The 18,637-nt window shown below is 62.8% G+C and carries 25 protein-coding genes; 12 read left to right on the top strand and 13 right to left on the bottom strand.

Features of this window, described 5'->3' with window-relative positions; genetic code table 11:
- Positions 1 to 18: 18 nt before the first annotated feature.
- The gene (locus tag AC1DJO_RS01300; protein ID WP_310294529.1) at positions 19 to 201 is read right to left on the bottom strand and encodes a hypothetical protein; all 183 of its coding nucleotides are present in this window, start codon (positions 199 to 201) and stop codon (positions 19 to 21) included.
- A gap of 205 nt (positions 202 to 406) precedes the next feature.
- Here AC1DJO_RS01300 and AC1DJO_RS01295 point away from each other — a divergent pair, with 205 nt between their 5' ends.
- Complete coding sequence (locus AC1DJO_RS01295; RefSeq protein WP_112386920.1) at positions 407 to 658, top strand: DUF2188 domain-containing protein; 252 nt, start codon at positions 407 to 409, stop codon at positions 656 to 658.
- 40 nt (positions 659 to 698) lie between these two features.
- Complete coding sequence (locus AC1DJO_RS01290; RefSeq protein ID WP_112386919.1) at positions 699 to 1,031, top strand: hypothetical protein; 333 nt, start codon at positions 699 to 701, stop codon at positions 1,029 to 1,031.
- 3 nt (positions 1,032 to 1,034) lie between these two features.
- Here the strand turns inward: AC1DJO_RS01290 and AC1DJO_RS01285 are convergent, their stop codons facing one another.
- Positions 1,035 to 1,523 (bottom strand): GAF domain-containing protein, encoded by a 489-nt coding sequence (locus AC1DJO_RS01285; protein ID WP_477940203.1) that lies wholly within the window; start codon positions 1,521 to 1,523, stop codon positions 1,035 to 1,037.
- Between the two features lie 151 nt (positions 1,524 to 1,674).
- On the opposite strand from AC1DJO_RS01285, the gene AC1DJO_RS01280 reads away from it, so the two are divergent.
- Genes AC1DJO_RS01280 through tsaA form a run of 4 tightly spaced genes read left to right on the top strand, consistent with a single transcriptional unit; the run spans position 1,675 to position 5,059 of the window.
- On the top strand, positions 1,675 to 2,709 hold the full coding sequence (locus AC1DJO_RS01280) for an iron ABC transporter substrate-binding protein (protein WP_477968565.1): 1,035 nt from the start codon (positions 1,675 to 1,677) through the stop codon (positions 2,707 to 2,709).
- A complete protein-coding gene (locus AC1DJO_RS01275) occupies positions 2,709 to 3,743 on the top strand; it encodes a FecCD family ABC transporter permease (protein WP_477969209.1) in 1,035 nt (344 codons plus the stop codon). Before AC1DJO_RS01280 ends, AC1DJO_RS01275 begins: the two co-directional genes overlap by 1 nt.
- On the top strand, positions 3,740 to 4,522 hold the full coding sequence (locus AC1DJO_RS01270; RefSeq protein ID WP_477968563.1) for an ABC transporter ATP-binding protein: 783 nt from the start codon (positions 3,740 to 3,742) through the stop codon (positions 4,520 to 4,522). The genes AC1DJO_RS01275 and AC1DJO_RS01270 overlap by 4 nt, the downstream gene beginning before the upstream one ends.
- Positions 4,523 to 4,534: 12 nt before the next feature.
- Positions 4,535 to 5,059: a tRNA (N6-threonylcarbamoyladenosine(37)-N6)-methyltransferase TrmO gene (gene tsaA / locus AC1DJO_RS01265; RefSeq protein ID WP_477968562.1), complete on the top strand. Its 525-nt coding sequence runs from the start codon at positions 4,535 to 4,537 to the stop codon at positions 5,057 to 5,059.
- Between the two features lie 11 nt (positions 5,060 to 5,070).
- On the opposite strand, the gene AC1DJO_RS01260 is transcribed toward tsaA, so the two are convergent.
- Positions 5,071 to 5,280, bottom strand: a complete 210-nt coding sequence (locus AC1DJO_RS01260) for a TOBE domain-containing protein (RefSeq protein ID WP_112386914.1) — start codon at positions 5,278 to 5,280, stop codon at positions 5,071 to 5,073.
- A gap of 110 nt (positions 5,281 to 5,390) precedes the next feature.
- On the opposite strand from AC1DJO_RS01260, the gene AC1DJO_RS01255 reads away from it, so the two are divergent.
- Positions 5,391 to 5,801 carry an NUDIX hydrolase gene (locus tag AC1DJO_RS01255; protein ID WP_477968561.1) on the top strand — a complete coding sequence of 137 codons (411 nt, stop codon included), beginning with the start codon at positions 5,391 to 5,393 and terminating at the stop codon, positions 5,799 to 5,801.
- Between the two features lie 57 nt (positions 5,802 to 5,858).
- Here AC1DJO_RS01255 and AC1DJO_RS01250 read toward each other — a convergent pair whose 3' ends face one another.
- The 3 genes from AC1DJO_RS01250 to AC1DJO_RS01240 are packed head-to-tail and all read right to left on the bottom strand — an operon-like array spanning position 5,859 to position 8,083.
- Entirely contained in the window at positions 5,859 to 6,209 is a 351-nt protein-coding gene (locus AC1DJO_RS01250) for a hypothetical protein (RefSeq protein WP_112386912.1), read from the bottom strand.
- Positions 6,210 to 6,266: 57 nt separating this feature from the next.
- The gene (locus AC1DJO_RS01245) at positions 6,267 to 6,935 is read right to left on the bottom strand and encodes a GntR family transcriptional regulator (protein WP_477968560.1); all 669 of its coding nucleotides are present in this window, start codon (positions 6,933 to 6,935) and stop codon (positions 6,267 to 6,269) included.
- Positions 6,932 to 8,083, bottom strand: coding sequence for a DUF2325 domain-containing protein (locus tag AC1DJO_RS01240; RefSeq protein ID WP_477968558.1), 1,152 nt, complete (start codon positions 8,081 to 8,083; stop codon positions 6,932 to 6,934). The genes AC1DJO_RS01245 and AC1DJO_RS01240 overlap by 4 nt, the downstream gene beginning before the upstream one ends.
- Before the next feature lie 362 nt (positions 8,084 to 8,445).
- Here AC1DJO_RS01240 and AC1DJO_RS01235 point away from each other — a divergent pair, with 362 nt between their 5' ends.
- Complete coding sequence (locus tag AC1DJO_RS01235; protein WP_477968556.1) at positions 8,446 to 8,673, top strand: hypothetical protein; 228 nt, start codon at positions 8,446 to 8,448, stop codon at positions 8,671 to 8,673.
- Positions 8,674 to 9,123: 450 nt separating this feature from the next.
- Here the strand turns inward: AC1DJO_RS01235 and AC1DJO_RS01230 are convergent, their stop codons facing one another.
- From AC1DJO_RS01230 to AC1DJO_RS01215, 4 genes are all read right to left on the bottom strand, one after another.
- Complete coding sequence (locus tag AC1DJO_RS01230) at positions 9,124 to 9,429, bottom strand: hypothetical protein (RefSeq protein ID WP_112386907.1); 306 nt, start codon at positions 9,427 to 9,429, stop codon at positions 9,124 to 9,126.
- A gap of 105 nt (positions 9,430 to 9,534) precedes the next feature.
- Positions 9,535 to 9,957 (bottom strand): secondary thiamine-phosphate synthase enzyme YjbQ, encoded by a 423-nt coding sequence (locus tag AC1DJO_RS01225; RefSeq protein ID WP_477968554.1) that lies wholly within the window; start codon positions 9,955 to 9,957, stop codon positions 9,535 to 9,537.
- 78 nt (positions 9,958 to 10,035) lie between these two features.
- Complete coding sequence (locus tag AC1DJO_RS01220; RefSeq protein WP_112386905.1) at positions 10,036 to 10,389, bottom strand: DUF1428 domain-containing protein; 354 nt, start codon at positions 10,387 to 10,389, stop codon at positions 10,036 to 10,038.
- 89 nt (positions 10,390 to 10,478) lie between these two features.
- On the bottom strand, positions 10,479 to 11,702 hold the full coding sequence (locus AC1DJO_RS01215) for an MFS transporter (protein WP_477968552.1): 1,224 nt from the start codon (positions 11,700 to 11,702) through the stop codon (positions 10,479 to 10,481).
- A gap of 304 nt (positions 11,703 to 12,006) precedes the next feature.
- On the opposite strand from AC1DJO_RS01215, the gene AC1DJO_RS01210 reads away from it, so the two are divergent.
- From AC1DJO_RS01210 to AC1DJO_RS01200, 3 genes are all read left to right on the top strand, one after another.
- A complete protein-coding gene (locus AC1DJO_RS01210) occupies positions 12,007 to 13,005 on the top strand; it encodes an ABC transporter substrate-binding protein (RefSeq protein ID WP_112386903.1) in 999 nt (332 codons plus the stop codon).
- 116 nt (positions 13,006 to 13,121) lie between these two features.
- The gene (locus AC1DJO_RS01205; protein ID WP_112387442.1) at positions 13,122 to 14,009 is read left to right on the top strand and encodes an ABC transporter permease; all 888 of its coding nucleotides are present in this window, start codon (positions 13,122 to 13,124) and stop codon (positions 14,007 to 14,009) included.
- The gene (locus AC1DJO_RS01200; RefSeq protein WP_112515808.1) at positions 14,002 to 15,030 is read left to right on the top strand and encodes a quaternary amine ABC transporter ATP-binding protein; all 1,029 of its coding nucleotides are present in this window, start codon (positions 14,002 to 14,004) and stop codon (positions 15,028 to 15,030) included. Before AC1DJO_RS01205 ends, AC1DJO_RS01200 begins: the two co-directional genes overlap by 8 nt.
- A gap of 40 nt (positions 15,031 to 15,070) precedes the next feature.
- Here the strand turns inward: AC1DJO_RS01200 and AC1DJO_RS01195 are convergent, their stop codons facing one another.
- Both AC1DJO_RS01195 and AC1DJO_RS01190 read right to left on the bottom strand, forming a co-directional pair.
- Positions 15,071 to 15,469: a DUF427 domain-containing protein gene (locus AC1DJO_RS01195; protein WP_112537807.1), complete on the bottom strand. Its 399-nt coding sequence runs from the start codon at positions 15,467 to 15,469 to the stop codon at positions 15,071 to 15,073.
- Positions 15,470 to 15,747: 278 nt separating this feature from the next.
- Positions 15,748 to 16,689: a phytanoyl-CoA dioxygenase family protein gene (locus AC1DJO_RS01190; RefSeq protein WP_112537808.1), complete on the bottom strand. Its 942-nt coding sequence runs from the start codon at positions 16,687 to 16,689 to the stop codon at positions 15,748 to 15,750.
- A 132-nt stretch (positions 16,690 to 16,821) separates the two neighbouring features.
- Here AC1DJO_RS01190 and AC1DJO_RS01185 point away from each other — a divergent pair, with 132 nt between their 5' ends.
- Complete coding sequence (locus AC1DJO_RS01185) at positions 16,822 to 17,691, top strand: helix-turn-helix domain-containing protein (RefSeq protein WP_477968549.1); 870 nt, start codon at positions 16,822 to 16,824, stop codon at positions 17,689 to 17,691.
- Here the strand turns inward: AC1DJO_RS01185 and AC1DJO_RS01180 are convergent.
- Positions 17,688 to 18,569 (bottom strand): DMT family transporter, encoded by an 882-nt coding sequence (locus AC1DJO_RS01180; RefSeq protein WP_477968547.1) that lies wholly within the window; start codon positions 18,567 to 18,569, stop codon positions 17,688 to 17,690. The two genes, AC1DJO_RS01185 and AC1DJO_RS01180, sit on opposite strands and share 4 nt — an antisense overlap.
- Between the last annotated feature and the right edge of the window lie 68 nt (positions 18,570 to 18,637).

Below are 18,637 nucleotides of genomic sequence, written 5' to 3'. Positions count from 1 at the left end.
GAGATAGACAGAGAAAAACTATTGAGCGCTGACGCGATCAGCGGTGGCGTCAGCATCTTCGGCCGGAACATGGCCGTTATTGGTGACCTCGCCGGCAATCGCCGACAGATCGATGTTACCCCAGATCGACTTTTCCTTGCTGCGATCGACGCGGCGGGACGATTTGACTTCTACGATGAACGGCTTCGATTGAGCGCGCATAAATGTCCTGTCGAAATATGTTGATGCGAATCTTTCAACGCTCTCAGCCTACGAAGCGTTCCATCACCGTGCAAGACGGCCCTCACCGCTTATCCAGCCCCACGCATGCCTCGTCCTCAGGAACCGGCAGCACCGCCAAGCGTTGATCCCTGTGCATGGCAGCTGCCCCGAAAAAATCAACATTAAACGCTTGAAGGAAAAACCGATGTCGATTACCTACCACGTCGGCGAACATGACGAGGCTTGGGCTTACCGCTTGGGCGATGTCTGGTCAGAAGCCTTTCCAACTCACGAACTCGCATTGGCCGCGGCAAAGCAAGCCGCAGAGCGGCAACAGCTTGGCGGTCAGGATGCGGAGATTACCTTTCAGCGTGCGGATGGCACGTGGGCAACAGAGCGTGTGAGCGGTGGTGACCGCCCGCAGGCTGATGTCGTCGACGATGCGCCGGACACATAATGCAGATCAATAAAAGGCTTCGGCCGAAAAAGACGACGGAATGACCCTGAAAGAACGTTTCTTGAAATCGCAGCACGCGTGGATGATCGGCGCCTGCTACTCCTCGAAGCACCCGGACTTCTCGCGCTATGGCGGCATCGACGTGGCTGTCGCGCCGCGCTGGCGTGAATCCCCGGATGCCTTCATCAACGACATGATGGACAGCCTCCCCCGGCGTCTGGCCGAGCGCCAGTTGGCGCTGCGCAACCCGCGCCGCCCCTTTGAGCCGGGCAATGTGGAATGGGTGTTTACCAGCAAGCACCGCGGCCTTCGTGCGCCTGACGGCGCCAGACCGGGTACCGGCTCCTCTCTCAGCCGCCAGCGGCGGATGTGACAATCAGAAGCTCGCGGCGATGAAAATTTCCGCGAGCTTTTCGATTCCGGCCTGATCTTCGGAATCGAAGCGCGATGGCACCGGGCTGTCGAGATCGATGACGCCAAGCACGCGTCCCTCATGGATCACAGGCACCACCAGCTCCGAGCGCGACGCGGCATCGCAGGCGATATGCCCCGGAAACGCATGCACGTCCTCGACGACCACTGAAGCCTTGCGCTCGACGGCTGCGCCGCAGACACCTTTGCCAACCGGGATGCGCACGCAGGCAGGCTTGCCCTGGAAGGGACCAAGCACCAGCTCGTCTTCCTGCTTCAGAAGATAGAAGCCTGCCCAGTTCAGCTCCGGCATCATCTGGTACATCAGCGCTGATGTGTTGGCGGCATTGGCGATCATGTCGCTCTCTCCCGACAGCAGCGCCTCGAGCTGCTGCGCAAGCTCGCGGTAGAATTCCGCCTTGCTGGTGGTGTCGATCGTCGCTGCCTGGAACATGGGAAACCCGCCTTTTCGTTGCCGCAGATATAGTCCCGCCCACCACCCGGCTTCAAGGGCAAGGAAGCAAAGGTCAGGCATCGCGGAGATATTCCAACAGATATAACGCTATGCCATAGTGCGGCTCCGATCCAACGAGCCAGCCCTTGCCATGAAGCTTTTCACCGCCCTTCTCGTCGCTGCCTTCAGTCTTCTCGCCGCAGGCGCCGAGGCCCGCGTCATCACCGATGCGGCCGGCCGCAAGGTCGAGATCCCGGACAAGGTCAGCCGCGTGCTGGCCGCCGGTCCTCCGGCATCGGTCCTGATCTACGTCCTGGCGCCGGATAAGCTGACGGGCTGGGTGCGCCAGCCGGGTGATGCCGAAAAGGCCTTCCTGCTGCCATCGGTCCGGGATCTGCCTGTTTTCGGCCAGCTGACCGGCAAGGGCGGAACCGCCAATATGGAGGCCGTGCTGGCCGCCAAGCCCGATATCATCATCGATGTCGGCACCGTCAATCCCACCTATGCGTCGCTCGCCGACAAGGTGCAGGCCCAGACCGGCATCCCCTATGTACTCATCGATGGCAGCTTTGCCCGAAGCGCCGAAACGCTACGCCAGACCGGCGAGATCCTGGGCGTCACCGAACGCGCCGCCAAACTTGCCAACTACGCATCGACGGCAATCGGCGGACTGAACGCCAGGCTGGCCGCCATTCCACAGAGCGACCGGCCGCGCGTCTATTACGGCCGTGGCCCCGAAGGTCTGGAAACTGGCCTGGCTGGCTCGATCAATCTGGAGATCCTTGAAGCTGCCGGCGCGGCCAATGTCGCGGCGGCTGCCGGCAAGGGCGGACTGACGCAGGTTTCGCTCGAACAGATCCTCTCCTGGAAGCCGGACACCATTCTCGCCGCCTCCGGAAAATTCGCGGCCAGCGTCAAGACCGACCCCCTCTGGGCCGGCCTCGATGCCGTCAAGAGCGGCCGCGTCTTCGTCACACCCAGCCTGCCCTTCGGCTGGTTCGATTCCCCGCCGGGCATCAACCGGCTGATCGGCATCGCCTGGCTGGAGCGCCTCTTCTACCCGAAAGTCTTCACCGGCGATCTGAAAGCCGAGGTCGGTGATTTCTTCAAGCTCTTCTATCAGGTCGACCTGACCGAGGATCAGCTCGCAACGCTGCTAAAGGGCTCCGGCGTTTCGCCGCAATGATGGCCGCGCGGGATGAGAGCGAGGGAGCCGCGCCACCCGGCAATCGATGGCTCTGGCCCGGACTTGCCGGTCTGCTGCTGCTCGCCTTGCTGTCGATGATGACCGGCAAATATGGCGGCGGGCCACGGCCGTTGATCGAGGCGTTGACGGCGCTAGCCGGTGGCAAGGCCGGTGATCCCCTGCTTGCAACCGTCCTCTGGAACGTCCGCCTGCCCCGCGTTGCCGCCGCAATCGTCGTCGGCGCGGCGCTGGCAGCGGCCGGCGCCACCTACCAGGGCATCTTCCGCAATCCGCTTGTCTCACCCGATATTTTGGGTGTCTCCGTCGGCGCCAGTCTTGGCGCGGTGCTCGGCATCTTTCTGTCGCTGCAGGTGTTCGCCATCCAGGCGCTCGCCTTTGCCGGCGGCCTGCTCGCCGTCGCCGCCGTCTATGCGGTCGGCGCGGCCGTGCGCCACCGCGATCCGGCGCTGACGCTGGTTCTGGCAGGCATCGCCATCCAGGCGCTGGTGGGTGCCGGCATCTCGCTGATCAAGATCCTCGCCGACCCCTATGATCAGCTCCCCGCCATCACCTATTGGCTGCTCGGCAGCATGACCGCCGTCACCCGCTTCGACGTGCTCTCCATTCTGCCTGCCGTGCTGATCGGCCTCGTTCCGCTCATCCTCCTGCGCTGGCGGATGAACGTGATGACGCTCGGCGACGAGGAAGCGCAGACACTCGGCATCGACACCAAGAAAACCCGGCTGGCGCTGGTCTGCGGCGCCACGCTGATCACCGCCGCCACCGTCTCGGTCACCGGTATCGTCGGCTGGATCGGCCTGATCATCCCGCATATCGCCCGCATGCTTGCCGGGCCCGACTTCCGCAGGCTCCTCCCCGCATCAATGATCCTCGGCGCCGCCTATCTGCTGATCGTCGACATGCTGGCCCGCAGCATCGCCACCATCGAGGTGCCGCTCGGTATCCTGACGGCCGTGGTCGGCGCCCCCTTCTTCCTCTGGCTGCTGACATCGGGAAAGCGGGGCTGGCAATGAGTTTCGAGCTGAAATCGCTGACCTTCGGCTATGGCGACAGGGCGATCGGCAGCAACATCGACCTCGCGCTGAGATCGGGCGAGGTGCTCGCCCTGCTCGGCCCGAACGGCGCCGGAAAGACGACGCTCTTCAAGACCATGCTTGGATTGCTCCCGGTCAAGGCGGGTAAAATCCTGCTGGATGGCCGCGCGCTCTCGGGCTGGTCTCGCCGGGAACGCGCTGCCCGCATCGCCTATGTGCCGCAAGCCCATGCCGCGCTCTTTCCCTTTGCTGTGCTGGATGTCGTGCTGATGGGCCGTGCCGCCCGCATCGCTCCCTTCGCCATGCCTTCGCGGCAGGATCGCATCATCGCCCACGATGCGCTGGAGAGCGTCGGTATGGCGCAGCTTGCGGCCAAGCCCTATACAGAGATCAGCGGCGGCGAGCGGCAGCTGGTGCTGATCGCCCGCGCCCTGGCGCAACAGCCGCAGATCCTGATCATGGACGAACCCTCCGCCAGCCTCGATTACGGCAACCAGATGCGCCTTCTCGCCCATATCCGCCGGCTCGCCCGCCAGAACCTTTCGATCGTCCTGTCGACCCACAATCCGGATCACGCCTTACTCGCCGCCGATCGCGTCGCGCTTTTGAAAGGCGGTTCGCTGACGGCGCTCGGAACACCCGCAGACGTGCTGACACCCGAGACGCTGAAAGAGCTTTACGATATCGACGTCGTCGTCGGCGCCCTCGACGGCAGCGCCCGCATCTGCGCTCCGCGCCTCGATCAATTTCCCGCCTAGAAAGGAAGAACCATGGTCCGCGAAAACGAATTACGGGAAAACGAAGTGGCGATCGAGCCGCCAGAGGCAAGCGATGCCGGGCTGGTCTTCATCGGCCGCGTCCACACGCCCTGGACCTCGCGGATGGAAACTCCGCGCCAGGGCAGGCACGACGGGCCGCTCTGCCGCATCGAGATTTTCGAGCCATGGATCGCCGCGCTGAAAGGCGTCGATGCCTTCGAGCGGCTGGAAGTCCTCTACTGGCTCGACCGCTCGCGCCGCGATCTGGTGTTGCAGAGCCCGGCCAGCAACGGCAAGGTCCATGGCACGTTTTCATTGCGCTCCCCCGTCCGCCCCAATCCGATCGGTACCTCGATCGTCAAGCTGGAGCGGGTCGAAGACGGCATGATCTTCGTGCGCGGCATGGATTGCCTCGACGGCACGCCGCTGCTCGACCTCAAGCCCGACCGGACGCTGTTCAAGCCGATCGCCCCTCCGCAGAAGGGCGACTACGAGACCGGCGATACCGGCACCGCAACCCACTGCCAGAAGGCGTGACCGGACGAATGTCAGTCGACGGCGACCATGACGTCCGAAGCCTTGACCACAGCATAGGCTTCGGCGCCTGGCTTCAGCCCGAGCTCGTCGACGGCCTCGTTGGTGATCGACGCGGTGACGATGGCGCCATTGCCGATATCGATGCGGACATGCGCCGTCGTTGCGCCCTTGGTGACTTCGACAACCTTGCCCTTCAGACGGTTGCGCGCGCTGATTTTCATCCGGTGTCCTCCTTGATTTGGCGAGACCTTAGACGGCCCGCACCATTCATGTCAAAAGCCGTGCGGATAGCCGGTGGATCGCTCGTGGCATCATGGAGGGGAAGCTAGTCGTGAAGGTGATACGGATCGCAGCGGCGCTGATTGCCCGCGAGAATGGCGACGTGCTGCTGGTGCGCAAACGGGGAAGCGCGGTTTTCATGCAGCCGGGCGGCAAGATCGATGCCGGGGAAACGCCGATTTCCGCGCTGGTGCGTGAGCTCGATGAAGAGATCGGCCTGCAAACGCAAGAAGACCGACTTGAACCGCTCGGCACGTTCGAAGCGCTTGCAGCGAACGAACCGGATCACCGCGTCATCGCCGATCTCTTCCTGCTGGCCGAGCTCGCCGGAACGATCGCGCCGCGCGCTGAGATCGAAGAGATCCGTTGGATCGATCCGCACCAACCGGGAGACCTCCCGATGGCGGCACTCACAGCGGACCACATCCTGCCTTTCTGGTGCCAGCGGCTGGCAGGCACCTGAACAGCGCCCAAAGAAAAGCCCGGCGCTGAGGCCGGGCCTTTGACTATTCGCTGATATTTACTGCGCCGAAGGTGCGGCCGGAGCCGGTGCTGCGGGTGCCGGAGTCGCTGGCGCTGGTGCGGCAGGAGCCGGAGCAGCGGCCGGTGGCGTTGCCGGAGCAGCCGGTTCGCTCGTTGCTGCCGGCGGAGTGGCCGGAGCAGCAGGAGCCGCCGGTGTCGTCGTGGTGCTGGTTTCGCCTGCAGGCGCCGTTGCCGGAGCCGGGCCAGAACGCGGCCAGTAGGATGCGGCCAATGCAATAATTACAATGACGGCCGCAATACCGATCCACATCGTCCAGGGCGAACGGCGATCGGCCACGGGCGGCGTGGTACGCAAATCAGGGTTTGGTCTGTTGAAATCATTTGTCATGGGTGTCCTCCTGTACGCGTTAAACGGAGAACTGCGGCAAAAGGTTCCACTTTACCGCTAGGAGACGGCAGCAATGCCCTGCCTGCCGCGCCCCGCCCGCTCGCGTCCGCCTGCGGCACGCGCAGCGCAGAGCGCGCCTGTCCGGATTGCATCACCGGCATCGATCGCCTCGGTGATCGCCCGCAGCTCGGCAAGCCGCTCGCCGCGCTTGCCACCAGTCTTGCTGGACAGCCGCCTCAGCATGATGACGCGTCCATTCAGCTGCCGGAAGAAGCCGGCTGCGACCTTGTTTCCGCATCCAGCCGCCAACAGCGAAAAGAACTCACTCTCCTTCATCAGCGCATCGCGCTCGTCCGCGGCAACTTCCAGAGCGGCGAGAATGGCGTGAAGGTCGAGGACCTGCGCCTTCGTGGCATTGCGGGTAAAACCCTCGCCGATCAGCCGTTCCAGGGCCTCGCGCGTCTCTTCTATCTCCCGCGCTTCCTGCATCTCGATCGCAATCACCGAGCGCCCGCGCCGCGCATTGATCAGCAACCCCTCGGCATCGAGATGCTGTAGCGCCTCGCGCAACACGGTGCGGCTGATGCCCATCTCTTCGCAGATCTGCCGCTCGATCAGTTTCTGACCGGGCTTCAACGTGCCGAAAAGGATCGAGTTGCGGAGCGCATCCGTCACCTGTTCGCGAAGCGAGATGCTTCGCGGCAGGCTGAGCCCGAGATTGCTCATGCCGGCACTCTCCCGCCTTGCGGCCCGGTTGCGGTCAGGTCGCCGAGGACAGCGATGAAGCTCGCAAGGCTGGCCGAGCGCAGCGGCATGAACGGCTTGCCGCTGTCCCGGCAGTGCCGCTTGACGATCCCGGCGGCGGTATGGCTGACGCAATCGACCGGAAACAGCGTCACCGACGTCTGTGCGATCAGCCCGGGAAGCAACGATGTGCTTTCTTCGACGCCGCCGTCGTGAAACAGCAGCTCGATGCCCGCCTGCCCGGCAAGCAGCCGCAGCCGCTCGAAAAGGTTCCGCCGCCCGCCGACATAGAGAAGCGTGGTGCCGGATTGCGCAGCAGCAGACGGCGCGTCTGCATCCCCGTCATCGAGCAGCGCTCGCTCGAGACCGGTGTTTTCATGCAGCAGCGCCAGATTTTCCCTGGCCAGCGCCGCCGCGCGTTTGCCGGCCGCCAGTGCCTGCGCTTCGCTCTCGTCAAGCCGCCGCTCCAATGCCTCGGCCCGCTCACGCGCCGCCTGCAGCTTCTCGATCAGCGCGGCATTGACACCATCACCATGCTCCGCCGCCACATTCACGGCCTTGGCGCGAAGCACGACCTCCTCAAGCGCGTCGACCCGGCGCTGCAAGGCACTACGTTCCTCAGAAGACCGGCGTAGCTGCGCTTCCTGCCGGGCAATCTTCTCGTCCTTCAGGGCAAGCTCGGTCTGCAGCGCGCGTAGCCGGGCGATATCCAGGCGGCTGGAACTGCCAACGAGATGCGACAGCATATGCACCTCGCCGAAGACATCCTGCAGCAAGCCGTGATCGGCCGCTTGATGGCTGATCACCGCCCAATAGGCGCCGGAAATTTCTCCCTCCTCCATGCAGGTATTCCAGAGCGTGCGAAGCTCCGCTGCGGTGCCGAGCCGCGCGAAGCGCTTCAGAACAGCTTCATGGCGCCGGTCGAGCGCCTTGTTCAAGAGCTTGCCGGCCAGATCGCGCTGCCCGGCAGCGCGGACGCCGCGGCTGTGCAGCGCATGATCGCTCGCCGTCTTCGCATCGATATCGCCGAGCTTGGCGATGACCTGCCGCAGTTCGCCGGCCGTCAGGCATGTGCCGATGATCGAGCAATGGAAGGTGGGAGAAATCTCCCAGGTCTTCCGCCTCTGCATCTTTACGGAACGGCAGCCAAGCGATCGCCTCCCGAAAGGAGAGTCAGTTCGCTGGGGAAGCTCTTCTGCGGTCGGTTGTAATCGGCCAGAGGCGGCATCGTGAACTCGAAGCGTTATATTCAACGAAATATGACGCTATCACCAAGGGCATGGAACGGACAAGCGCTTCGGGCAGCTCCGTCACATCGCGAAGGCCGAAATTGTTCGTCCTCCCCACCATAAATTTCCGTAACAGCCTGTTCCGCAAGGTGACGGCGCCGCGCAGATGCGGCCGGAACCTCTGGCTGCATCCACCGTTCCCTCTCCATCGCTAAACGGAGGTATTCGATAATGCGAAAGATGATTTGTGCTACGATGGCTCAGTGGCAGCATTGAGTTTCAGCGTTCCTGCCATGGCCGAGACGGTCGTGGTCAAGAAGCGCGTCTATACCGAAGACCGCGGCGAAGTCCGCCCGGACATCAGGATCAGCAACCGCGGTGTCGCAATCGGCGCCTACCGCGAGCGGGATCGCGATCGCTGCGTCACCAAGAGCATCACCCGCGATGACGGCGAGCGCACCGTCACCAAGACGATCAGGCACTGCCGCTAAAAATCACCGAGGAGGCCCGGCCGAAGCGGAGCCCGGGTCTCCCGACAACCAGAACATCTCCGCATCGCCCCACGGGAGGGAACCATGTCTGACCAGCTGCCGATGTTCATCCTGCAATCGATCGCGGTTTTCGGGCTTGTGGGAGCCCTGTTCATCCGGGCGTGAAGCCCTGAATTCCGGCGGCTATCAGCATTCTTGATAGCAGCATCAGAATCAATGAAGCAAAAGCGTACCGGAATAGACAAAAGTGTCCTTTGCAGCCGTACCGCGGAGTACTAGATAACTACCCGTCGCCTCTTCTTTTCCCCGAGGCGGCCTAGAACTCAGCCTCGCCCGTGCGAGGCTTTTTTCGTTTTGGGCAATAAAAAACCGCCCTTGCCGCGATCCGGGGAGACTTTGGCAAAGGGCGGTTCTGTGGCGCCGCATCGGGGAGACCGGCGCCTGCTACTGTTAGCGACGGATCAGCGGGCAACCGCGAACGTTCGCAAAGGTCATTCTATCAAGGCCACGGCGGTCACGGCCAGTGACGACGACGCGGCGCGGCGTAACGGCGGTGATGCGCACATCGCGTAGGCCGCTCCAGCGCGCCTTGCGCACGGCTTCCATCGGCGAGCAACCACGCATCGGCGGACGATACTGCACATCGACGACAGCGGCGCGGTCAGCACCGGCTGCGGAAGCCGCCGTGGTGCCGAACGGAATAGAAGCGATGGCAAGCAATGCTGCAAAGGAAGCCTTGGCAATAAAGGTGGTCATGGGGTTTTCCTCGTTTCATGTGGCGGTCGAAGCTCCCTTGCGGGGATGATTCGACAATAGAGAGCTAATTCTGAATGGTGTTCGAATTGCGCATTCAGTTTCGGTTCAGCCACTGAAATGAAACAGGATTTCGCGATGATGGGGCCGGTCGCGGTGTTCGAAAAGATAGATCCCCTGCCATGTCCCAAGCCCCAGCCGGCCATTGATCACGGGGATGCCGATCGACACCTGTGTCAGTGCCGACTTGATATGGGCTGGCATGTCGTCAGGCCCTTCCATCGTGTGGACGACCCAGCGCATCGACGGATCCGATGTCGGCGGCACGAGGCGAGCGAAGAAGGCCTTCAGGTCGGTGCGCACGTCGGGATCGGCATTTTCCTGGATCAGCAGCGAGCAGGAGGTGTGCCGCACGAACACGGTCAGCAACCCCTCTTCCGCCTCCTGCGCCCGCACGAAGGCCTCGGCCTCGCCGGTGAATTCATAGAGGCCCTGGCCGCGGGTTGCGACCGTGATCGACGTGACTGGCATGCGAAAGGCTCCGTTCTTGCGTCCGGATCACCTGTCGCGCCGCATGCCCGAAGTCAATGCCTGCGATGACCGCCTAGCCTAGAGGCGCAGCAGCTCCTTGAAGCCGCCATAGATCATCCGCTTGCCATCGAATGGCATCTGCCACTTGTCGCCTTCCAGCCTGGGATCGGCCATCACCTTCTTGTTGATCTCGTCGCGCACCTCGCGGGACGGATAGAGGATCCAGGAAAACACGGCGATCTCGTCTTCCTTGAGATGCACCGCCCGCGGGAAGGACGTCACCTCGCCATAGGGCACGTCGTCGCCGACGCATTCGACATATTCCAGCGCCCCGAATTCCTTCCAGATCGCCCCGGCATAGGCGGAGAACTCCTTGTAGGCCTCGAGCTTGTCCTTCGGCACGGGAACGATGAAACCATCCACATAAGCCATGTCTCTTCCTCCTTTTCGTCTGTCGATGGACATAGGACGAATGACGCCCCGTCAAACCGACAGACCGGAAAAAGAAAATCGCGGACCATCTATCCCTGCAGCGTCTTCACCTTGGCAAGGTCGGGGAAGAGCCGCGTCCAGAGCAGCACGACCACGATCGTGCCGACGCCGCCGATGATCCCTGCGGCGACCGGCCCCATGAAGCCCGCCAGCATGCCGGATTCGAATTCGCCAAGCTGGTTCGAGGTGCCGATGAACAGCGAGTTGACGGCGTTGACGCGGCCGCGCATCTCGTCCGGCGTCAGCAGCTGCACCAGCGAACTGCGCACCACGACGCTGACCGTATCGGACGCGCCGACGACCAGCAGTGCCACCACCGACAGCGCGATATTGGTCGAGACGGCAAAGACGATCGTCGCCAAGCCGAAGACGGCCACGGCAGCGAACATCTTCTTGCCGACATTGCTGCTCAGCGGACGCCGCGCCATCACGATCGACATGGCAAGCGCGCCGATGGCGGGTGCTGCGCGCAAAAGGCCAAGCCCCCAGGGACCGGCATGCAGGATATCCCGGGCAAACATCGGCAGCAGCGCCGTGGCGCCGCCGAGCAGAACCGCGAAAAGATCGAGCGAGATCGTCCCCAGCATCACCGGCCGGCTCTTGATGAAGGACACCCCGGCAAACACCGAGGTCAGCGTAACCGGTTCGCGCTTCGAGGGCGTCCAGCTCATGCGGATCGAGATGACGTTGATGCTGGCGGCCGTGAACATCACCGCCGAAACCGCAAACGGCGCCACAGGATGCGCGCCATAGAGCAGACCGCCGAGCGACGGGCCGATGATCAGCGCCGTCTGCATCATCGAGGTCGAGGTGGCGACCGCCCGCTGCAGCATCGAGGACGGCACGATGTTCGGCAGCAGTGCCGCCATCGTCGGCCGCTCGAAGGCGACGGTCGCCCCCATGATCGTCACCGCGACGAGAATGCCCGCCGGCGTCAGCCAGTCCTGCCATGTGGCGATCGCCAGGACCGCGGCGGTGACTGCCTCGATCAGCTGGCAGATCAGCCCGATCCGCCGCCGGTCGAACCGGTCTGCGACATGGCCGACGACGAAGGTCAGCACCACCATCGGCAGGAACTGGCAAAGCCCGACCAGCGCCAGTGCAAAGGCGCTATGCGTCTTGTCGTAAATCATCCAGCCCATCGCGATTGCGGCACACTGGAACGAAAGCGACGAGAAAACGCGCGAGGCGGCGAAATTGAGATAGCCGGGGTGCTTGAGAACGCTGTCCCGAGGAGCGTGAACTGTGTCCATTTGGAAACTTCCGGCCGGCGGAACCCACGGGCCATTGATAGGAATTTTATAAGCCCCTGTTCTGCCTCTATGAACCCGATGTCAACTGCGGCGAAAGTGCACTACCGATTTGGGGATTCGGGACGATTGTCTCGATCGCGACAAAGCATTTAAGCAATCGTTGAAAGAAAGCGCCATTGCGCCATATTCTGACGCAATCGGAATGGCGCTTGCACGCCCTGTGCAGGCTCAATGTGCTTGCTGGCAGACGCGGTGCTGCCAGCGCCCGGGTTCACGTTGCACCGCGACCAGAGGGAACAAAAAAATGAAAGCACTTTTGGCTTCTACCGTCCTTGCTGCCGGCCTGTTGGCTATGGGCGGCGCAGCATCCGCTGCTGAATGCGGCAATGTCACGATCGCAAGCATGAACTGGCAGTCTGCCGAAGTTGCTGCAAATCTCGACAAGGTCATTCTCGAAACAGGTTACGGCTGCACCGCCGAAATCGTCACCGGCGACACGGTGCCGACGCTGACCTCGATGGCTGAAAAGGGCGAGCCCGATATCGCGCCGGAAGCCTGGGTCAGCCTGCAGCCGGAACTCGTCAAGCGCGGCCTCGAAGGCGGCAAGGTCGTCGCCGCCGCCAAGATTCTCTCCGACGGCGCCATCCAGGGCTGGTGGATCCCCAAGTATGTCGCCGACGCCCATCCTGACATCAAGACCATTCCCGATCTCTTCAAGCATCCGGAACTGTTCCCGGCCCCTGAAGACAAGAGCAAGGGCGCCGTCTTCAACGGCCCGCAGGGCTGGGGCGGCACTGTCGTCACGACGCAGCTCTTCAAGGCGAATGGCGGTGACAAAGCAAACTTCACGCTCGTCGACACCGGCTCGGCCGCCGGCCTCGACGGCTCGATCGCCAAGGCCTATGAAGGCAAGCAGCCGTGGGTTGGCTACTACTGGGCGCCGACTTCGCTGCTCGGCAAGTATGAGATGGTAAAGCTCGGCTTCGGTGTCGATTATGATGCGGCCGAATGGAAGCGCTGCACCTCGATCGCCGACTGCGCCGATCCCAAGCCGAACGCCTGGCCGTCCGACGACGTCCAGACCCTCGTCAGCAAGAGCTTCGCCGACCGCGCCGGTCCTGCCATGGACTACCTCAACAAGCGCGCCTGGACCAACGACACGGTCAACAAGCTGATCGCCTGGATGAGCGACAACCAGGCAACCGGTGAAGACGGTGCGAAGCACTTCCTCAAGGAAAACGGCGATCTCTGGACCAAGTGGGTCTCCCCCGAAGTCGCAGAGAAGATCAAGGCTTCTCTCTGATCCCCGATATTTCGCAAGCGGGCGGCGTCTTGACACCAGGACGCCGCCCGCCCGATGTTTTCAAGCGACGCCCGTAAGAAGAATGGGCCGCCGCTGCTTTTGCCATGGGGACCGACATGGATTGGCTTTGGAAATTTCCAACGATGAACGACGATATGCTGCGCGACCTGAAAAGGGCCGTGGATGAAGGCTTTCGCGGCTTCACCCGCGCCTATGGCGACAGCATCGAAGGGCTCTTCAGCCCGCTGCAAAGTTTCCTGATCTGGGCCGAAAGGCTTCTCACCGGCGCACCGTGGCCGGTGGTCATCCTTGCCGTTGCCGCCATTGCCTGGGTGGCCAGCCGCAGCTGGAAGATCGTCGCCGGCTGTGTGGTGACCCTGCTTCTGATCGGCTGGTTCGACATGTGGCAGGATACGATGAAGACGGTATCGATGATCTTCGTCTGTACGGTTCTGTCGATCGTCATCGGCATTCCGATCGGCATCGGCATGTCGCGGTCGAACCGCATGCAGAACATCGTCAATCCGGTGCTCGACGTCATGCAGACCATGCCGAGCTTCGTCTACCTGATCCCTGTCGTCATGTTGCTCGGCATCGGCCGAGTGCCCGGCGTCATCGCGGTCGTCATCTACGCCCTTCCCCCGATGATCCGCCTGACCAATCTCGGCATCCGCATGGTCGACAAGGATGTGCTCGAAGCCGCCGACGCCTTCGGCTCCTCCAGCTGGCAGAAACTGCGCAACGTCCAGCTTCCCCTCGCGCTGCCGACCATCATGGCCGGCATCAACCAGACCATCATGATGGCGCTCGCCATGGTCGTCATCGCCTCGATGATCGGCGTCCAGGGCCTCGGCCAGCCCGTGCTGAAAGCGATCGCCAACCAGTATTTCACCCTCGGCGTCTTCAACGGTCTCGCCATCGTCGGCATCGCCATCATCTTCGACCGCATCAGCCAGGCCTATGGTCTGCGCCTGCAGAAGCACCGGGAAATCGTGCATGGCTAGTCAATCGATCGAAATCCGCAATCTCTACAAGATCTTCGGTCCGCGCGGCCGCGACTTCGTGGAAGCCGTCACCAAAGGGATGTCGAAGACCGAGCTCAACAAGGAGCACGGCCACGTTCTCGGTCTGAAGGACATCAATATCCATATCCCCGGCGGCAGCATTACCGTCATCATGGGGCTTTCGGGCTCCGGCAAGTCGACGCTGATCCGCCACATCAACCGGCTGATCGACCCGACATCGGGCGAAGTGCTCTATGGCGGCACCGACGTCTGCCAGATGAACGAGGAAGAACTTCGCGAATTCCGCCGCCACAAGACGGCGATGGTGTTCCAGAAATTCGGCCTCCTGCCGCACCGCACGGTGCTGCAAAACACCGTCTACGGCCTGGAAATCCAGGGTGTGGCGAAGGCCGAGCGCGAGGCCCGTGCTGATATCTGGATCAAGCGGGTGGGTTTGGAAGGCTTTTCCAATCACTACCCGAACCAGCTGTCCGGCGGCATGCAGCAGCGCGTCGGCCTCGCCCGCGCATTGACCAACGACGCAGACATCCTCCTCATGGACGAAGCCTATTCGGCCCTCGATCCACTGATCCGCGTCGACATGCAGACTGTGCTTCTCGAGCTGCAGCGGGAACTGAAGAAGACCGTCGTCTTCATCACCCACGATCTCGACGAGGCGCTGCGTCTGGGCGACAAGATCGCCATCCTGCGCGACGGCGAGGTCATCCAGCAGGGCACGGCGGCCGATATCGTGCTGAGCCCCGCCGACGACTACATCAAGGCCTTCGTCAAGGAAGTGAACCGCGGCCGGGTCATCCGCATCGACGCGCTGATGGAGCCGCTCAGCAACCCCGCAGGCGACTCGTCGGTACGCATCCCCGGCAGCTACAATGTCGAGGAAGCCATGCGCATGATGACGGAAAACAACGCCACGCAGGCGACCGTCATCGGCGAGAGCGGCACACCCGCCGGCCGCGTCTCGCTGGAAGGCCTGGTGCGCTGTCTCGTCCGGACGAACTGAACGCGATGCGCGGCGCCAAGCCGCGCATCGTCACCCCGCGTCAGAACTGCCCGGCTTCGGGCACCTGCAGCTCCTCGATGGAATCGACGCGATCCGGATAGAAGGCCATATGGTCCTTGATCTCGCTGACCGCAGGGTTCGGCGTCTCATAGGTCCAGATAGCATTCTTCGAGCGATCCCCACCCAGCACGATGCTGTAATAGGAAGCATCGCCCTTATACGGGCAATGGGTCGAATGATCGGTGCGCGCCAGCAGCGACATGTCGATATCCTTGCGGGGAATATACTGCACCGGCGGATAGGACGCCTCGCGCAGCGTCAGCGCATCATGCGTATCGGCAATCACCTTGCCGTCGAGTTTCACAACGATACGGGCCGGATTATGCTCGACGCTGATCGGATGATCGGGTCCGGGAATCTTGACGGGCCTGCCTGACATGGGTGCCTCCAATAGATTGATCCATGGAGAGATAGGGAGGACTTGTGAGATGCCCAAGGGGCGGGAGTGCCGGACACGCCGATTGTGAGCGGAGAGCGCTCCCCAACCTCCCCCTCATTCCTGTGCTTGTCACAGGAATCTAGCCGGCCCAAGTCCTTGGGCCGAAAAGGCTCTTCCCACCGCGCAGACGCACGGTGACTGGATTCCTGTGACAAGCACAGGAATGAGGGCACCTAAGAGGCGCCCCCCGCAAAATCAAACTCCGTGGCGGTACCCCATCAACCCCAGCGATCCAACCCCAGCAACTTCCGCCCCAGCGGCGTCAGTTCCGCGGTCGTCGCATTGTTCTTCTCCCATTCGCGCGGGTCGCCCGGGAAGGCGTCGCGCTTCGGGCTGTCGAGCTCGCGCCACAGGCGGATGCGCTCGTCGCGTTCCTCGGCATTGTCGTATTCCGCCGGATGCATGGAGATATACTGCGCCATGCGGACGCGGTTGTCGGAATGGTTCGGGCGCACACCATGGGCCAGCAGCGAATTGAAGATCATCAGGTCGCCGGGCTCCATCGAGATATTCTCGGTCGACAGACCGGTCATGTCAGGATGCATCGGATCGCGGTCCGCAGGCTGTGTCTTCACCCATTCCTCGTAATGCTCGAAGAGATAGGGAACGCACTGGAAGCCGCCGACATCGCCGTCCTGCTTCTTCAGGCTGAGAACCGCCTGGACGCCGATCGGCAGCGGGTCGATCGAGGTGTCGACGTCCCAGTGGATGAAGCCGTTCGGATTGCCCTTGACCTTCTTCGGCGGATTGAGGTTGGCGCGGTCGATCGTCACCCACAGGTCTTCGCGGTCCCAGATGTCGACGAACACGTCATAGACGCGCTTCTCCATCCGGTTGTCCCACAGCGCCTGGTGATTGTAGATCTCCAGCATGCCGGTATTGTTGAGTTCCTTCATCTTGTGCTCGCGGCGCTGCGGCGCGTACCAGGTCGAAGGATCGTTCGGGTCCTTCTCGTCAAAACGCCAGAGCACCTCCACAAGCCGCTCGACATTCTCTGCAGGCACCGCCTGACGGACAATGACGTAGCCCTTCTTCGTCCAGTGCTGCCAGTCGGCCTCCGAGAGCACGCGAAGCGGAAGCTTCTTCTTGATATCCTTGAGCTGCGTGGTGACCGAACCTGCGGTCGGATGCGCGTCGCGCTTCATGGCTGTCTGCTGCATGTCTCTCTCCCATTGCGGTAATCCCTGTCGGTTCAGGCGATGGAGAGAGTGTAGCTGCAGCGTGGCGGCAATGTTGCCTGCCTATGGCCTGTTCTGATACTATTTTGGCGTCATCAACGTGATCAGCGCCCGATGAGACCCTATCTCGAAGTCCTCCCCCGCCAATCCGATGTCAGCTGGCCGATGCTGAACCGGCGGCTCGACGATGCCATTCCCTTCGTCTGGCACCACCATCCGGAATTTGAGCTGACGCTCACCCTCAATTCCGTCGGCCAGCGCTTCATAGGCGATCACACCGGCGAATATGAGGATGGCGACCTCGTACTCGTCGGCCCCAACCTGCCGCACACCTGGGCGTCGCGAGAAAAGCTCGATGCGGCCGCACCGCACCGCGCTCTGGTTCTCTGGTTTCACCCGGACTGGATGCGGCAGATGACGGCGGGCGCGGTCGAGCTTCGGCCGATCGAGCAGCTGATGGCCCGTGGACAGAACGGCCTACAATTTTCGAAAGAGACCGGAATGGCCGCCCGTGCCCAGTTCGAAACCATCTTCGACCGGCCACCGGCCGAGCGCCTGCTCTCGCTGCTGTCGATCCTCACCCAGGTCGCCGCCGACCGCCAGGCCGCGCCGCTTGCCAGCACGCCCGGCCAGCAACCTGCCCTGCAGGAAAGCCGCGAGCGGATCGACCGGGTGCTCACTCACCTCCATCTGAACTATGCGCGGCCGCTTGGGCTCGACGAGCTTGCCGATATCGCCGCCCTCAGCATATCGGGCCTGCACCGGATGTTCCGCCGCCATACCGGCACGACAGTCAGCGACTATCTGATCCGCATGCGGATCGGTGATGCCTGCGCCCGCCTCTCGTCGACCAGCCAGCCGGTCGCCCATATTGCTGACGCCGTCGGTTATGCCTCGCTTGCCAATTTCAATCGCCAGTTCCGCGCCGAAAAAGGCATGACGCCGCGCGACTACCGCGCTCATTTCCGCCGCGACGAAGGCTAGGCCGCCCCGCGCCTGCGGCCAGCGAGGGCAAGCCCCGCGACCGCCGCCAGCACCGCGCCGATGCCGACGACCTGGTTGAGACTGACGGGTTCGCCGAGCAATACAAAGGCAAAGATGACGGCAGAAACCGGGGCAACGGCCGTGAACAGCGACGCTTCCGAGCCGCTGACCCGCTCGGCACCGGCATACCACAGCATGAACCCCGCCACCGTCGGCACCAGGGCGTAGTAGAGCACGGAAAGCAGCGCCGTTCCTGACGCCGCCGAAATCGCGTGGCTTTCGAACAGCGCCGGGATGGCAGCAGCCACAAGGCCGATCGCCGCCATCAGCGACGATTGCGCCAGAGGCGGAATGGCAGTCCTCAGCCGCTTGTTGAGCAGAATGAACAGCCCCTCGCAGAGAACCGCGCCGGCGATCATGACGTCACCGACAAGAGACCCATGACCGGCGCCGGGCGCAAAGACGATCGACAGCACACCGGCCGCCGCAAGGCCGATCGCCAGCAGCAGAAAGCGATCCGGCCGCTCGCCGAGCAGCAGGATGGAGATGGCAGCCGAGACGACCGGCAGCGTTCCGATGATGACCCCGGCATTGGCGGCCGAAGTGATAGACAGCCCCGAGATCAGCAGCGTCGTATAGCCGACGCTGCCTGCTGCCGCCTGGATGACGAGAATGCCCCAGTCGTGGCGCGGCAGCCGCGGAAAGCGTGCCCCAGTTATACGCATCAAAATCAGGAAGAACGGCAGTGCCGCGGCAAAGCGCAGCGCCGTCGCCGTGAACGGCGGCAAGCCCGCCGCAATCAGTTTGCTGGCGATCACGGTGCTGCCGACCGTCGTCATCGCCAATGTCAGATAGAGATAACCCTGCTGCCGTGTCATGTCCTGCTCCCTGGATCGAAGCCAGATGAACGGGAAAGCAGGCCGGGGTCTTGAAGGAAATTGCAGGC

It is taken from the genome of Rhizobium sp. 05N430, from assembly GCF_056396985.1.
This window is presented reverse-complemented; position numbering and strand designations above follow the sequence as displayed.

What these genes read in the sequence shown, in the direction of transcription:
- AC1DJO_RS01300 (WP_310294529.1), bottom strand. Translation starts at nt 201, where the DNA reads ATGCGCGCTCAATCGAAGCCGTTCATCGTAGAAGTCAAATCGTCCCGC.
- AC1DJO_RS01295 (WP_112386920.1), top strand. Translation starts at nt 407, where the DNA reads ATGTCGATTACCTACCACGTCGGCGAACATGACGAGGCTTGGGCTTAC.
- AC1DJO_RS01290 (WP_112386919.1), top strand. Translation starts at nt 699, where the DNA reads ATGACCCTGAAAGAACGTTTCTTGAAATCGCAGCACGCGTGGATGATC.
- AC1DJO_RS01285 (WP_477940203.1), bottom strand. Translation starts at nt 1,523, where the DNA reads ATGTTCCAGGCAGCGACGATCGACACCACCAGCAAGGCGGAATTCTAC.
- AC1DJO_RS01280 (WP_477968565.1), top strand. Translation starts at nt 1,675, where the DNA reads ATGAAGCTTTTCACCGCCCTTCTCGTCGCTGCCTTCAGTCTTCTCGCC.
- AC1DJO_RS01275 (WP_477969209.1), top strand. Translation starts at nt 2,709, where the DNA reads ATGGCCGCGCGGGATGAGAGCGAGGGAGCCGCGCCACCCGGCAATCGA.
- AC1DJO_RS01270 (WP_477968563.1), top strand. Translation starts at nt 3,740, where the DNA reads ATGAGTTTCGAGCTGAAATCGCTGACCTTCGGCTATGGCGACAGGGCG.
- tsaA (WP_477968562.1), top strand. Translation starts at nt 4,535, where the DNA reads ATGGTCCGCGAAAACGAATTACGGGAAAACGAAGTGGCGATCGAGCCG.
- AC1DJO_RS01260 (WP_112386914.1), bottom strand. Translation starts at nt 5,280, where the DNA reads ATGAAAATCAGCGCGCGCAACCGTCTGAAGGGCAAGGTTGTCGAAGTC.
- AC1DJO_RS01250 (WP_112386912.1), bottom strand. Translation starts at nt 6,209, where the DNA reads ATGACAAATGATTTCAACAGACCAAACCCTGATTTGCGTACCACGCCG.
- AC1DJO_RS01245 (WP_477968560.1), bottom strand. Translation starts at nt 6,935, where the DNA reads ATGAGCAATCTCGGGCTCAGCCTGCCGCGAAGCATCTCGCTTCGCGAA.
- AC1DJO_RS01240 (WP_477968558.1), bottom strand. Translation starts at nt 8,083, where the DNA reads ATGCAGAGGCGGAAGACCTGGGAGATTTCTCCCACCTTCCATTGCTCG.
- AC1DJO_RS01230 (WP_112386907.1), bottom strand. Translation starts at nt 9,429, where the DNA reads ATGACCACCTTTATTGCCAAGGCTTCCTTTGCAGCATTGCTTGCCATC.
- AC1DJO_RS01225 (WP_477968554.1), bottom strand. Translation starts at nt 9,957, where the DNA reads ATGCCAGTCACGTCGATCACGGTCGCAACCCGCGGCCAGGGCCTCTAT.
- AC1DJO_RS01220 (WP_112386905.1), bottom strand. Translation starts at nt 10,389, where the DNA reads ATGGCTTATGTGGATGGTTTCATCGTTCCCGTGCCGAAGGACAAGCTC.
- AC1DJO_RS01215 (WP_477968552.1), bottom strand. Translation starts at nt 11,702, where the DNA reads ATGGACACAGTTCACGCTCCTCGGGACAGCGTTCTCAAGCACCCCGGC.
- AC1DJO_RS01210 (WP_112386903.1), top strand. Translation starts at nt 12,007, where the DNA reads ATGAAAGCACTTTTGGCTTCTACCGTCCTTGCTGCCGGCCTGTTGGCT.
- AC1DJO_RS01205 (WP_112387442.1), top strand. Translation starts at nt 13,122, where the DNA reads ATGGATTGGCTTTGGAAATTTCCAACGATGAACGACGATATGCTGCGC.
- AC1DJO_RS01200 (WP_112515808.1), top strand. Translation starts at nt 14,002, where the DNA reads ATGGCTAGTCAATCGATCGAAATCCGCAATCTCTACAAGATCTTCGGT.
- AC1DJO_RS01195 (WP_112537807.1), bottom strand. Translation starts at nt 15,469, where the DNA reads ATGTCAGGCAGGCCCGTCAAGATTCCCGGACCCGATCATCCGATCAGC.
- AC1DJO_RS01190 (WP_112537808.1), bottom strand. Translation starts at nt 16,689, where the DNA reads ATGCAGCAGACAGCCATGAAGCGCGACGCGCATCCGACCGCAGGTTCG.
- AC1DJO_RS01185 (WP_477968549.1), top strand. Translation starts at nt 16,822, where the DNA reads ATGAGACCCTATCTCGAAGTCCTCCCCCGCCAATCCGATGTCAGCTGG.
- AC1DJO_RS01180 (WP_477968547.1), bottom strand. Translation starts at nt 18,569, where the DNA reads ATGACACGGCAGCAGGGTTATCTCTATCTGACATTGGCGATGACGACG.